The sequence below is a fragment of the Paenibacillus sp. V4I9 genome, assembly GCF_030817295.1.
In the GTDB taxonomy this organism is placed as follows: Bacteria; Bacillota; Bacilli; order Paenibacillales; family NBRC-103111; genus Paenibacillus_E.
Genome location: NZ_JAUSZE010000001.1, coordinates 5,271,677 through 5,284,891 on the forward strand (window position 1 = coordinate 5,271,677; position 13,215 = coordinate 5,284,891).

Consider the following 13,215-nt stretch of genomic DNA (forward strand, 5'->3'; position numbering starts at 1 on the left):
ATGTCACAAAACTCCAAACAAACAAAAGCACGAACCTTTCTTAGAAAGGTTCGTGCTTCTTTGCACTTTCGCACGCGCTTTCGCTTAACGACGCAAATTCCACTCATCCGTGCCATATTTCTCGCGCACAAGCCGCTCAGAAAGCTCAATTTCATAAGGTGTCAATGATTCCTCTACTAGCTCCACACCAAGCCCCAGCGCGATCTCACGACGAAACGCTTCCTCCACCTGACTAAGCGTCACCGCCTCTTTCCCTTGCGCCCGAAGCAGCTCATTAATCGCCACAGCTTTCTTCGAAAAGCTCATCTTCATCCGTTCCGCAACCTTCTCGTTTGAGAAACGCAGCATGCGGAATAGTTGATCGGTATCCATGTCGAGCAGGATGGAGCCGTGCTGCAGCACGACATTCTTTTGCCGAACCTGCGCACTGCCGGCGACTTTGCGTCCCTCAACAACCAGCTCATACCAGGAGGGGGAATCGAAGCAAGCCGCTGATCCAGCGGATGCGTACTTCTCCTTCTCCTCATCACTCGCAAGCTGCACCATTTCTGCACCTAGTCCAAGCGCCCGAAATCCTTGTAAAAGCCCCTCACTCAGCACGCGATAGGCTTCTGTCACATTACGCGGAATGCCCGGATAGTCCTCTGCAACGATAATGCTATACGTCAACTCCTTATCGTGTAGAACCGCTCTCCCCCCGGTTGGACGCCGTACGAAGCCAATTCCCTCACTTACTACTGCTTCCTGATCGACTTCCGATGCCTTTTGGAAATAGCCGATCGACAGCGTTGCCGGATTCCATCCATAGAAACGCACCGTTGGAGGAACGATTCCTTCACTGTGGGCGGTCAATATTGCTTCATCTAATGCCATATTTTCAGCAGGAGAACGATCTCCTGTATGTATGAATCGCCATGTCGTCATCTCTTTCTGCACCCTTTCCCACTTTGCTATCCGAAGACAACCTATATCATATCATAAAATCGTACATACTTACGATGTTAGTGTCGCGCGCCACTTAGTGGACTTTTTATCCTAAACAGTTTCACGTCAACTTCAATGGATAAGTTATGAAAGCACCTCTTCTGGACATACTAACACGTATTCGACGTAAAACTGGTCAGCTTGGAGCCAACTTCCGGCTCTGAAACCCAGTTCTGTTTCACTCTCAATATCTCATGAAAGCTCAGCTCATGCCTGCAAAGTCATTTTTATACGAACTCAGCTCACGCTTACGAAGACAGTTTTGCTACGCAAAACCTTAAGGAGGGCACATCGATGCGTCAACATGAACAGCAAGAGAACATTCGCCCCATTCATAATCAGCTTGATATGCACTTTGAGAGGGACTGGTTTACTGAGCTGGATAATCGTGTGCGCGGCGGTGGTCCTTGGGACGACTGGACGCTGTACCAGCTAGCCTACGAATCGGAAGAATCGGGGCTTATTTCGACGTTTGACGAGATGCAGTGCCTCGTTCATTTAGGGCAGCTTGAACCTATGGCTCATCAGATTGATACGGCGAAACGTGTGCTTAATGAGATGCGTGGCCGGGCTATTTTGGCCGATGAGGTTGGGCTTGGGAAAACGATTGAGGCTGGTTTGATTTTAAAAGAATACATGATCCGCGGCTTGGTCCGCAAAACACTCATCCTCGTACCCGCTTCTCTTGTGCTGCAATGGGTCCGGGAATTGAATAGCAAATTCGGCATTCCAGCTGTTGCTCATAAAAAAGCCTATATGTGGAAGCAAAGCGATGTCATTGTTGCCTCCATGGACACCGCCAAACGTGATCCGCATCGCGAAATTGTCATGGGTCTTGAATATGACATGTTGATTGTCGACGAGGCCCACAAGCTCAAAAATAAGAAAACGACCAATTACACCTTCGTGAACGAGCTGCGTAAAAAGTATTGCCTACTGCTCACCGCCACGCCGGTGCAGAACGACCTGAAAGAGCTTTTCAATCTCATCACCCTGCTCAAGCCAGGTCAACTTGGGATTCATAGCAGCTTCAAAACCAATTATGTGGTTGGGAAAAGGACACCGAAAAACGAGGGCCAGCTTCAACAGGAGCTATCCAAGGTTATGATTCGTAATCGTCGCGGCGACGGCGGTGTTCATTATACGAAAAGGGTTGTTAGGAACATTCCTCTCACACTCTCGAATGATGAACAGGCACTCTACGATGGGGTAACGAATTTCGTTCGAACCAGGTACCAAGAGAGCGCCGGTGATCTCAGCAGTATGCTTTCACTTATCACTCTCCAGCGCGAAGTTTGCAGTTCCCGGGACGCCGTATTCATTACGCTCGTCAATTTGTTCAAGAAAACAGCCGAAGACTCACCGCAACGCGCCAAGATATGGGAGCTTGTTGAGCTAATTCGCAGTATCAAAGCAAACACCAAAGCAGAGACCACGATGAAGCTCGTACAAGATATTAATGATAAAGTCATCATTTTCACCGAATACCGCGCCTCCCAAGAGTATCTTCTCAATTATTTGAAGGAACATAAAATAACAGCTGTCCCTTATAGAGGCGGTATGAATCGCGGTAAAAAAGATTGGATGATGGATTTATTCCGCAATCGTGTACAAGTTCTTGTTGCAACAGAAGCTGGCGGCGAGGGAATTAATCTACAGTTTTGCCACAACATGATTAATTTCGATTTGCCATGGAACCCAATGCGTGTTGAACAGCGAATTGGCCGTGTACATCGACTCGGACAAACGCATGATGTCAACATCTATAACCTTTCAACCAGAAACACGATTGAAGAGCATATTCTTTCTTTGCTGCATGAGAAAATCAATATGTTTGAGCTGGTTATCGGACAACTCGATACCATTCTCGAGAAGATCGAAAAGAAAGGCTCACTCGAAACATCGTTGTTCCGCATGGTCATGGAGGCAGGTTCAAGCGAAGATATACGCAGAAAGATCGATGAGCTAGGTCATTCGTTTACTGAGGTCAAATCGGAAATTGAACAGAACCCACAATATGGAGCAGCCTTTCAAAGCATTCTTGATGCCGTTGGCAGTACGCATAACATCGAGGTAAGGCCATGAACAAACGCAACATTCACACGTTCGTCATGCGCTTTCTTGAAGCTTATAACTGCACAATTCTAGAGAAATCACCAGCTTACGTCACTGCAAAGCTCTCTCCTGAAGCAGACAGAGAGATGACAGGACGCCCTTACTATTGGAGCTTCGTCGAACGTACAGGGGCTGCAGCCGAAACGATGACCTATAAGTTCATCTTCGATCCTGAGCAGATGAAGCTAGAGACTAAAACGAAGGCCACCGCAACAACTGTCAAAAGCCCACCTAACGTGGGAGGGCCCAGCCAGAGCCAAGGTCATGGCCAGGGACTAGCTCCCCAGCCACCTGACGGAAACTCAGACAGCATTCTTGGCCGCTATTTCGGCTTCGTACCTACGACAGTCATCTCCCAACGGCTTCCGCAGGACGAAGTGACCTTCGGCAGTAGGCGTCTGGAACAAATGTTCACTATTGTCCGTGAACGCGGACGCTTCGTACATTTGTTTGAGGAACCATTCCCGATGAGTGCTACTTATCATGCCGCACTTGTCTATGACACCTGGTTCTGCGTGAATTACAAGGTAGAGCTTGCTTGCGACCGCAAACGAAGCGAGATTCACTCACTCGCGATACAACTGAATAGCGGTGAAATTCGGGAACATTTTCATAAACATATGCTTACCAAGAGCCTATCTCCGAAGCTTCCTGCGAATAGTCATATTTTACCTGATACAATTTCACTGCCGAAAGCCATTAATTTTCTTGAAATGATGCTCGAGCGTAAAGTCAGTGCGTATGATCATACTTGGGCCGATGAAGCTAACGAACAGCACCGCAGCGAAATTGATCGTGTGGAAGCTTATTACAACGGTCTCCTGCTGAGCGCTGAGCCTGACAAAAGAAACGAAATCGAAACGCAATGCCGCAACCGTCTGCAAGAAATCGACTGGCAGCACAAGCCTCGTATTGTCGTATCTGTCATCAATTGCGGATTGTTTCATTTGAATGCTGGGCGAACACCCAGGAACTGACGTCAGTCGCTAAAACATCGCAAAATTAACACTACAGGTTCTAACAATCTTTTTAAGGCATAAGAATTACAATAGGTTAATAGGTTCATACCACTAGAGGTTAACGATAGGTAGGTGAACGAGGATGAAGCTGTGGACAACATGGACGGCGGCTTGCTTCATTAGTGTGGGCAGTTTATTATTCATACCGCTCCAAACCTCTGCAGGCGACTCCGTAGAACGGACAAGCTATACGCAGACGGCAAGGGAAACGATAGCTAGTAACATAGAGACGAAGCCATTACCAGAATTGCGGAGCGAATCCTCTTTGACCGCTACGATCAACACTTGGCGAACAACTCTCGCTCGAGAATCCGGGTTTGAAAGCTGGCAGACGGCAGTCTGGAACAGTTATCCTCTCGGGCCAGGCACACATGGCTGGGTGGTTATCCTCACCGATCATGGACAGGATGTTGGCTACATGATCGTACATGCCACTGACAACGGGTCTTTCCGATTAACCGAATACGGAACTGGTAACAATCCGCTATTCAGCTTGACCACGCTGTATCGTTCTCTGGTACAGCAGGAACTCATTCCTACTGCTACTTCTTACACTGATTTTGTTCAAAATGAAACGATTATTTTAGACCGACTTTACATGGACCAATTAACCGCTGTGTGGAAAATAATTTTTCAAGACCAAACGTACTATTTGGATGCCAAATCCGGAGAGCTGCTTCCGCTCAAAGAGGACCCTACCCCGAGGATAAAAGAGGACTTGCCAGAAGCAACCGATCTGTCGAGCAAAGCTCAAACGGCGTTATATCCTGCCTTTGATCCTTATGATCGACTCCCATGGGTCCAGGGAAAACCGCTTCCGGTGACCAAACTAAGTGAACTTCAAAAGGTTTTAAACCCTCATGCTAAGTTAACCTATGTCACCGAGCTCTATGATGGTCAAGTCACGCTGCCGCTCGCCATTCTGGGTTATCAACAATGGGTAGATGGGGATTCCTACCTGACTTTAGACCATGTTGGACCACGTTACGTACTGCTGGAGAATGCTTTAAAGCTAGGACATATTTTCCCATAAAAAAAGCCTTAGACCGCTATATCCACAGTTGTCTAAGGCTTTCTGCTTACTTCCAAGTAAAATCAATCGCATTAAGAAATGCTTTAGCTAAAATGGTATGTCCTACGTTGTTCGGATGTACACGATCCCAAGCGATGTATGCAGGGTAGTACGCCTGAAGAACAGGTTCGAAAGCAGCTTGCGTATCCACGAAAATGGAGCCCGTTTCTTCGGCTATCTGTTTCACGACTGCCCCGTATTGATCCATTTTGGAACGCATGTCATCTTGCGGATTCGGCTCTATGTAAAAGGGTGTCATCATTACAAGACCTTTGACAAGAGGACGTGTCTGTTCGACTAGCTCTCTTAACGTCTTTTCATAAGTCTCAATGCCCACTTGCTTTTCCTTTTGATGCGGTACGTCAAAATGCCTCCATACGTCATTAATACCGATCATGATAGATAACCAGTCTGGCTTCAAATCGATGACATCCGTTTGCCATCTGGCTTTGAGATCAAGTACCGTATTGCCGCTGGTACCCACATTGACGGTACGAATTTGAAGCTCTGGATACGTTGTATTGATCAGCCCGTCCACGATAGAAACATAGCCTTTACCTAAAGCTCCGAATAATCCTTCGCCAATCGGTCTTGATCGTTCGCAATCCGTAACGGAATCACCAATCATGACAAGCTTATTGTTTTTTTCAAGTTTCATTATGACTTCTTCCCCCAATTTTTGGTAGTACGTTCGTCCTGACTATATTCGATATATAAACAAAAAAACCTCTCGCACCAATCATCAGGATGAAGTATCTCCCGATTATAGGTGAAGAGGCTTTGTTATTTTATCTTTTTGGGTTTTGCCTGATCAATCAGCATCCTTGTGGCCAGCGGCAGCATGCCGAACCAGCGTGTTTGCCAGCTTTCCCGCTGTTCCTTGCTTATGGCTTTGACCTGCTGACGAACTTCCCTTGGTGTTTCTATATACGTAACGACTTGCTGTGTTATGTACTTAACCAGATCATCGCTTTTTGCCATATGTCCACCTGCCTTCTATCCCTATTTTAACCACAGAGACAGGAGCTTAAACTAGCCAAAGACAGGTGGATATAGGGTATTAACCGAGTTTGCCGCCACTCTCCGCAATGATTTTGTCTGCAAAAGATTTAATCGTGCTGCAGCCTAACAGCATCGGTTTATTATCACACTGCAATAACAAGGTATGAGCGTTGGTATCCCACGCATATTGAAATCCGACATTCATGCCAACCACCGTAATCATGAACTTGCCTTGTGCTGCATTAGGAATCGTAAAGCCCTGCTTTCTGCCGACTTGTTGTAAGGCTTTGAATACCGAAGACGAAATCCCTCTATACGTCCATGTGCTGCAAGCCGCCATAGGTCATCTCCTCTCTCCCCTTATAGGATCATTAAATTGTATGAACAGAAAAAGCAAATCGTGCTTGTTTCTTTTAAAATCCATTGATCATAGCTTAGTCTTACACTTCTATTCACGTTAACCAAGCATACACTAGAGCAAGTAGAGAGAGAGAGGTGTTGGCTTGTATGTGGAAACAGATGCTGCTAACGGAGCAGCTAGAGATTCAAATGGATGAATCCAATCATCTACTCGAGGTCAAATTGATCAGAACCGAGCAGGAGGAAACAGCGACCGTTCGATTGAAACATGCTGAACTCATCCAAATCCTGCATACCCTGCTCGAAATTAATCGAAGCTTCCGCGGAGATATTTCCTATTTTCATTCCGTTCAAGTTCAGGTCAAGCCTAAGCTCGATCTCCTAAGATAGCTTAAAATTAAAAAAAGCACCTTCGATTCCCACCCTACGGTGAGATACGAAAGTGCTTTTTGGTGTTTCTGACGATCTGTTTAATCCCTGTTTAATCCAACAATTGAGGCTAAGAACTTCAAGATATACAAGAAGAGATTAATGAAATCGAGATAAATATTTAATGCTGCGAGTGGAACCTCTTCCGCGGATACACCGTTTCGGTATTGAGCCACATCATAGAGAACCCAACCACTGAAAATCAAGATGCCGATCATCGACCATACTAGGTTCATCGCAGAACCAAAGTTAACGAACATACCGACCACACTCATGAGCACGAGCCCAATCGTTCCTGCAAACAAGAAGCCGCCTAGAAAGCTGAAATCACGCTGCGAACGATGAGCATAGAAGGCAAGTCCGCCGAAAATTGCTGCAGTCGCGAAGAATGCGCCAGATACGACGTTTGCCCCCAGCATACCGCCATACGCCATAATGACTGGGTACAGAGTAACCCCTGAAATCGCAGTAAATGCATAAAGAAAGCCGTAGCCGATATGTTTGCCGCGAACACGAATGATGATTGCTGCCACCAACATGACTACCTCAGCAATGATGAAAAGCATAATCATCGATGGTGGAACGACAATTGCACCGATCAATGTCCCTAGGAAGGAAACCAACAGGGAAATAGCAAACGTTTGAAGCACATGAGCAAAACTTCCAGAATGCGTAACCGTAATCGTTCTATCCATGAAACATCAGCCCCTTTGTAATGATGTACAATCTATACTATGTATTATACCTAGTTTTCATGAAAGTCGCTATATTATTGAAAAAGATGAACAGCGTTTCATAAAACAAAACAACCCCTTCAGACGTATCTGAAAGGGTTGTTGCTTGGTATGCGATCAAGAGGACTCGAACCTCCACGGGGGTAAGCCCACACGGACCTGAACCGTGCGCGTCTGCCAATTCCGCCATGATCGCGTATGCGGCTGCTCTATGAATAAAGTCATAATAGCTGCGACAAAACTTAATATAACACGGGAAATGAGAGCTAGTCAACGATACTTTTTACAATTCGTGAATAATTCATCCCTTCACTCCTAACCCTATTCGCAAAGGAGGAATGACTCATGAATGAGGAAGAAATCAACGCCTTGGAACCGAAATATACAGGCAACCAAAGGGATCTTACAGAAGGTGAAGCTGAAGCCATTGTGCATGATCCTAACTACAAAAGTGAAGATGAGGATGAATCTGGACTAGGCGCGATAGCAACTGCTGCTGCCTACGGAGTTTTCCGTAGAACATAAATAACTAAGCTTGAATCATTTATGAAAATGGTAGACCCAGCCCAATTAAACATGCCCTACTTATCCACACGGATTAGTAGGGCGTTTGTTCATATAATTGACCTGAATGTATGATGGCTTCGTATACCGTTCTTCCGATCAAGTAACCAAGCGCGGTCGCTGTACCCGCGTAACCATAGGTCTGGCCTCGGCATGTTGCAGCAATAAGTACGGCATCGGTAGTCGTTCCTGTCGCTGGCTGGCCCTCAACGAGGATGCCTAATGCTTGAAGAGCCGCTGCTTTAGCCTCGGTTGCCGTAATGACAGCATTAACCATGGCTGCGTCGGTTAAGCAACCGTTGATAACGACAATTGTGTTAATTGTTCCAGGGTAAAGGGAAGCGGAAGGGAGCTCAGCTCCTGCTCTTGCTTTATTCCCCAGCCCCACCGTAACCCACGAGCAAACATGAAGTGACTCCTGCTCTGGCTTCATCGCAAGTTTCTGACCGAATTCGCTGATATCATCGTCTTCGCCCGTTTCCCAGGTAACGCTGCTGTAGCCAACGTCCTTTACCTTCGCCGCGGTTAGCATCCCTGCTGTCTCTTGAGGATTCAAACCCTCACGCTGGATGAATTCATCCATCTCACGAAGCGGATCAGCCTCATTATATAGCTTGTCCACTTGCCGATTCATCATCACCTTATGCGTGCCGAATCCACCGCCCCATGGCGAAGAATTCAGCGTTCGCAGCGGATGTTCACTGCAAATCTGCAAGTAAGCACCTTGGGGAGAACTAACCAAGTCCATGCGAATCCCAGAGATAGGAACCTCCATTGATTCTATCCATGAATCCTTATTCGTCATCAGAAACGCCATCTGGTTCGATGGGATCCTGCGGAAGCATGAATTCAGGAGGTCTTTCGTTCTCGTATGGTTGATAGATATAATTGCGTGCGAGCTTGACTACTTTGCGGTTTTTCTTGCGAATTAACACACTCTCATCATCCCAAGCAACTACACTTCCACGCACATCATTCGTTGGGCTGACATCCCGAATAACACGCAATAATGTGCTTTCAACTCTATATTGATCAAGCTGTTCTTCAGATATCATCATCTTACCTCCAACATTTCATATGTACTTCTTAAGCATACACCAATTCGCATTTAGTTCAAACTTTACATAAAACCGCTTTACTGAGGTTAACTTAACTAATGACGAAACAAAGTTAACGCAAATCGCAAACTTACTCCATGGGAGGTTCTATAGTGGATAAAAAAACGTACTACATCAACGTTGGCACGGGGGAAGTTCTGGAAGACAAAGATGCACTTAATTTCGAATTCGAGATCTCGGCAACCGAAGAAGAAATTGATAAGCTTCAAGAGCTTTTCGAGGAAACCGATAACTCCTCACAAGGCAGCTATGCAACTTCATGGCTTCCTTGGAAAGTCTATTACGCCAATGAGGCCAATCAGGAATACGATTATTATTTAACTGAAGTGTATCGAACCCTTCACAAGCTTGGTTCCGAACAAACGAAAAGGCATATTGAAAGCATGAACATTTTACAAAATGGAGTCTAAGTCTAAATCTTGAGTCTAAGCATGTGTCTGACTCCATTTTTCCCTTCAATCCGAAAATGACTGCCTCTGGTTCTTTGAAGGAGCGTCGATTCTTATTTCAACGCTAACGTTGCACGAAAGCTGATAAAGCCTTCGATGTGAAAAATATAAATTGAATACAATATTTAGATATTTGTTTTTTAGGCAGTGAGCATAACAGTTGATCTCTAATCAAAAGTAGGTCACTTTTCCAAAAAAATTGGTGTCTATTTGGTTATATTACCCTTTATTACGCTTAGACTTTTTTACATAGACGCCTTCTGACGGTGCAACTTCTACTGGTTTAGCTGGTTCGTGTTTCTTCTGCCAACCTTTCCTCAGGAAAAAGGATTTAAGCGCAGGAACCTCATGCTTTACATAGATCTCAGGCTAGCTGAGAGCGCCTTTTGAGCGCTTTCGGGCGGCGTAAGGTTTATTGTAGAGCTGAGAGCGCCGAAACGGCGCTTAAAGTTTTAAGTTTGGAGTTTTTGCGTACCTTAGGAGCAGAAAAGCGGGCTGAGAGCACCTTTTTGGCGCTCTCAGGCGGCGTAGAGGTTTGTTTTAAAGCTGAGAGCGCGGAAACGGCGCTTAAAGTTGTAGGTTTGGAGTTTTTATGCATGTTAGCAGGTTTATATCATAGAAAAAGGCCAACGAATCCTCTTCGGATCCATTGGCCTCTTTCTTATATGGGCATAAATTAACTAACATGTTCCTTCGAATCATTCGTCTCGTACCAGAAATCAAGGACTTTGCTAGACATTACGCGCTTCTGAATATACTCCACTTGTGCGGCAGAGAAATGTTGTTCCCACTCGATAGTCAGTTCGGTGCAGAGCTTTACGATCGTTAACAACTCGGACCATGCTACATATCGTTTGTACCAGAAAAATTGAGGGTGTTCGATCATATACGGATACAGGTCATCAAACTCTGTATGCTTACAATCAAGCGCACGTTCAAAATGTGTTTTGGCTTCCCCAAGCTTTGTCATAAAATATTCAATGGAACCATTTTCGATACCCATAGATGTCAGCCTCCTCTCATACCATGTAATCATTATAAAGGATAAATCGGTTTGAGGGAAGACTTGAACAAATTGTAAAATCAGTCAAAAGTGATTTGACCATTCGCCAGTGAGGAAATCCGAGCTAAGGATTCCACACGAATTCCACGCTCTCGAATGGAGCTTCCACCAGCTTGGAAGGATTTTTCTACCGCAATCCCTACACCAACAAGCTCAGCTTCCGCTTTTTCAATGATGCGAATTAATCCGCGTGCTGCATCTCCATTAGCGATAAAATCATCGATCAGCAGAACTCGCTCGCCTTTGTGAAGCAAATGAGAGGATACCATAATGTCCGTAACAATCCCTTTGGTAAAGGAAGGCACACGCTCACTATATGTATCTTGATCCATAGTCAACGTCTTCTTCCGACGTGCAAATACCATGGGAACCTCAAGATGTAAAGCTGTCGTATAGGCGATCGGAATACCGGACGATTCTACGGTAAGCACCTTGTCAGGCTTCGTTTCTCTAAACAATCTTGCAAATTCTTTCCCCATCTCCATGATGAGCACAGGATCAACCTGATGATTAAGTATGGCATCCAGCTTGAGTACTTGATCCGATACGACTACACCGACCTCTAGGATCCGCTGTTTTAACAATTCCATGATTCTAGCCCCCTAAACCTGTCTATTATGAGTAAGTTACCATATTGATGAAGTAGGTTTCAAGTCCCAATTTGTGATTATCCCTCTTTTGAAGTGAAACTTTTACTCTGTATAAGGTGTCTATATGTATGTAGGGTTCAGCATTTTGAAATTTGTCTACAATTGCTCACATTTGGGTAACTTGATGCATTGAAATAGAACCAGAAAACAGTATGATTAGTAATGTTGTATTATTCACACCAATTATTCGGCAGAAAGGATAGATGGCGATGAACAACCTGCTTAGACCTATCATGCTTGGCTTTGTGCCAGTAGCATTTGCTTCAATACTGTTAGCTGGATGCCAAGAGTCATCTGCTCCTTCCGGACAGCCTACTATAGATCCAACTAACCATGTACAAAATAGCTCGAGTCCAGTTAGCACACCCCCTGCGATCGTAGTAGCAACAGCAACGGCAGCACCTTCATCAACACCGGAAGACACGGCCAAACACGAGGCACAAGTCGCAGGCACGTCCAAAACGGATTTAACGGACATCCCGCAATTATCTGCGAGTGCGAAGCCAACTGCCAAGCCGAAGATTAAAGCAGAGGATGCGTATCAACAAGAGAAACCAACGTTGATGGGCTTGAAGCTCGGAACGAGTAAAGACGTAGTGCTCGAACGTTTTGGGAAGGCGAAGAAACAATTCGTGATGGATGCAGATGAGGACGCCATTCAAGTCTATGACTTCACGGATTTCTCCGTAGGCTTCAATAAGAAGGATGTCCTTGAGTTCGTTGATGTACATTCCACGGAGATTGATCCTGGACTTCGCGGATTGCGCCTTGGTCAGAAAGTCCAAGACGCTATTGCCATTCTAGGCAAACCGGACACCAACTCAACCTATGTTCTCTCCTACAAGTCGCAAGGAACACTACTTAAGCTCGACATTGATCCAAATGAGAGCACCATCCAATCGATTAAGCTTTTCGCTAACCATTAATCCGCAAAGAATACAAAATAAGACCATGATTGCTCCTCTTATAGGATGACACTCATGGTCTTATTTCATGTGTATGGGAATCAGACCGCTCTCCGCTTCCGGAATCGGAAGTAAATGGCCGTTCCAATAATGGCTATAACCGCTATAGTCACTAAGCTTATTCCCATATATTTATGAATTAATTGAAATAAACCCTCCAAATTGCTGCCAATAAAATGCCCTAATGTTAAAAAGGTTGTACACCACAGCAGCGCTCCTGTACCCGCAAAGAACAAATACTTATAAAACTTGACCCCGCTTACACCTGACAAATAACAGGTGAAATGACGAACCCCCGGCACGAAATACCCAAAGAAAACAGTCCAGAGCCCATACTTCTTAAACCAACCCTCGGCCCGTTCAATCCGGTTCGGTGTTAGTTTGAACCATTTGCCATACCGATAAAGAAACGGTTTACCCACACGATGACCGATTAAATAACTGACAATCATCCCTGTCATCGTGCCTGCGTATATCACCATTAACGTTGTTCCAAAATCAAAGGGACCTCCAAGTGCCGTTAACGAACCCACGAAAGCCATCAGGGTTTCATCTGGTACGGGTACCCCAACGATTCCGGCAGATAGCAAAAGGTATAAAGCAATATATCCATAATGACTTATGAAATCATATAGAAATTCCTTCACAAAAGACTCACTCCCGCATTGTACTTCTTCTTATTCATTCCCAT

General features: G+C 45.3%; 17 protein-coding genes and 1 tRNA gene. 7 read left to right on the plus strand and 11 right to left on the minus strand.

Annotated elements, in window-relative coordinates; genetic code table 11:
- Positions 1–84 precede the first annotated feature (84 nt).
- Complete coding sequence (locus tag QFZ81_RS24510; RefSeq protein ID WP_307440682.1) at positions 85–924, minus strand: lipoate--protein ligase family protein; 840 nt, start codon at positions 922–924, stop codon at positions 85–87.
- Positions 925–1,278: 354 nt separating this feature from the next.
- On the opposite strand from QFZ81_RS24510, the gene QFZ81_RS24515 reads away from it, so the two are divergent.
- From QFZ81_RS24515 to QFZ81_RS24525, 3 genes are all read left to right on the plus strand, one after another.
- Complete coding sequence (locus tag QFZ81_RS24515; RefSeq protein ID WP_307440679.1) at positions 1,279–3,069, plus strand: DEAD/DEAH box helicase; 1,791 nt, start codon at positions 1,279–1,281, stop codon at positions 3,067–3,069.
- Positions 3,066–4,076, plus strand: a complete 1,011-nt coding sequence (locus tag QFZ81_RS24520; RefSeq protein WP_307440678.1) for a YqhG family protein — start codon at positions 3,066–3,068, stop codon at positions 4,074–4,076. The genes QFZ81_RS24515 and QFZ81_RS24520 overlap by 4 nt, the downstream gene beginning before the upstream one ends.
- Positions 4,077–4,200: 124 nt before the next feature.
- Positions 4,201–5,151, plus strand: coding sequence for a hypothetical protein (locus tag QFZ81_RS24525; protein WP_307605193.1), 951 nt, complete (start codon positions 4,201–4,203; stop codon positions 5,149–5,151).
- A 46-nt stretch (positions 5,152–5,197) separates the two neighbouring features.
- Here QFZ81_RS24525 and QFZ81_RS24530 read toward each other — a convergent pair whose 3' ends face one another.
- From QFZ81_RS24530 to QFZ81_RS24540, 3 genes are all read right to left on the minus strand, one after another.
- A complete protein-coding gene (locus QFZ81_RS24530) occupies positions 5,198–5,848 on the minus strand; it encodes an SGNH/GDSL hydrolase family protein (RefSeq protein ID WP_307605195.1) in 651 nt (216 codons plus the stop codon).
- 125 nt (positions 5,849–5,973) lie between these two features.
- The gene (locus QFZ81_RS24535) at positions 5,974–6,171 is read right to left on the minus strand and encodes a YqzE family protein (protein WP_307440674.1); all 198 of its coding nucleotides are present in this window, start codon (positions 6,169–6,171) and stop codon (positions 5,974–5,976) included.
- Between the two features lie 79 nt (positions 6,172–6,250).
- Positions 6,251–6,532 carry a hypothetical protein gene (locus QFZ81_RS24540; protein WP_307440671.1) on the minus strand — a complete coding sequence of 94 codons (282 nt, stop codon included), beginning with the start codon at positions 6,530–6,532 and terminating at the stop codon, positions 6,251–6,253.
- Between the two features lie 167 nt (positions 6,533–6,699).
- Here QFZ81_RS24540 and QFZ81_RS24545 point away from each other — a divergent pair, with 167 nt between their 5' ends.
- Entirely contained in the window at positions 6,700–6,942 is a 243-nt protein-coding gene (locus QFZ81_RS24545; protein WP_307605197.1) for a hypothetical protein, read from the plus strand.
- Between the two features lie 80 nt (positions 6,943–7,022).
- Here QFZ81_RS24545 and QFZ81_RS24550 read toward each other — a convergent pair whose 3' ends face one another.
- Together QFZ81_RS24550 and QFZ81_RS24555 are read right to left on the minus strand one after the other, a co-directional pair.
- Positions 7,023–7,676 carry a Bax inhibitor-1/YccA family protein gene (locus QFZ81_RS24550; RefSeq protein ID WP_171691792.1) on the minus strand — a complete coding sequence of 218 codons (654 nt, stop codon included), beginning with the start codon at positions 7,674–7,676 and terminating at the stop codon, positions 7,023–7,025.
- Between the two features lie 151 nt (positions 7,677–7,827).
- Positions 7,828–7,911 (minus strand) — tRNA-Leu (locus QFZ81_RS24555).
- A 149-nt stretch (positions 7,912–8,060) separates the two neighbouring features.
- Here QFZ81_RS24555 and QFZ81_RS24560 point away from each other — a divergent pair.
- Positions 8,061–8,240, plus strand: coding sequence for a hypothetical protein (locus tag QFZ81_RS24560; protein WP_047685908.1), 180 nt, complete (start codon positions 8,061–8,063; stop codon positions 8,238–8,240).
- A 73-nt stretch (positions 8,241–8,313) separates the two neighbouring features.
- On the opposite strand, the gene QFZ81_RS24565 is transcribed toward QFZ81_RS24560, so the two are convergent.
- Both QFZ81_RS24565 and QFZ81_RS24570 read right to left on the minus strand, forming a co-directional pair.
- Positions 8,314–9,084: an adenosylcobinamide amidohydrolase gene (locus tag QFZ81_RS24565; protein WP_307605199.1), complete on the minus strand. Its 771-nt coding sequence runs from the start codon at positions 9,082–9,084 to the stop codon at positions 8,314–8,316.
- Positions 9,074–9,337 carry a hypothetical protein gene (locus QFZ81_RS24570; RefSeq protein ID WP_373462602.1) on the minus strand — a complete coding sequence of 88 codons (264 nt, stop codon included), beginning with the start codon at positions 9,335–9,337 and terminating at the stop codon, positions 9,074–9,076. The genes QFZ81_RS24565 and QFZ81_RS24570 overlap by 11 nt, the downstream gene beginning before the upstream one ends.
- Positions 9,338–9,489: 152 nt before the next feature.
- On the opposite strand from QFZ81_RS24570, the gene QFZ81_RS24575 reads away from it, so the two are divergent.
- Positions 9,490–9,807, plus strand: coding sequence for a hypothetical protein (locus QFZ81_RS24575; protein ID WP_307605201.1), 318 nt, complete (start codon positions 9,490–9,492; stop codon positions 9,805–9,807).
- A 715-nt stretch (positions 9,808–10,522) separates the two neighbouring features.
- Here QFZ81_RS24575 and QFZ81_RS24580 read toward each other — a convergent pair.
- Together QFZ81_RS24580 and QFZ81_RS24585 are read right to left on the minus strand one after the other, a co-directional pair.
- Positions 10,523–10,849: a hypothetical protein gene (locus QFZ81_RS24580; protein ID WP_057306882.1), complete on the minus strand. Its 327-nt coding sequence runs from the start codon at positions 10,847–10,849 to the stop codon at positions 10,523–10,525.
- An 80-nt stretch (positions 10,850–10,929) separates the two neighbouring features.
- A complete protein-coding gene (locus QFZ81_RS24585; RefSeq protein ID WP_307440658.1) occupies positions 10,930–11,499 on the minus strand; it encodes a xanthine phosphoribosyltransferase in 570 nt (189 codons plus the stop codon).
- Positions 11,500–11,768: 269 nt separating this feature from the next.
- Here QFZ81_RS24585 and QFZ81_RS24590 point away from each other — a divergent pair, with 269 nt between their 5' ends.
- Positions 11,769–12,485: a hypothetical protein gene (locus QFZ81_RS24590; protein WP_307440656.1), complete on the plus strand. Its 717-nt coding sequence runs from the start codon at positions 11,769–11,771 to the stop codon at positions 12,483–12,485.
- Between the two features lie 80 nt (positions 12,486–12,565).
- Here the strand turns inward: QFZ81_RS24590 and QFZ81_RS24595 are convergent, their stop codons facing one another.
- Positions 12,566–13,171, minus strand: coding sequence for a DedA family protein (locus tag QFZ81_RS24595; protein ID WP_307440655.1), 606 nt, complete (start codon positions 13,169–13,171; stop codon positions 12,566–12,568).
- Between the last annotated feature and the right edge of the window lie 44 nt (positions 13,172–13,215).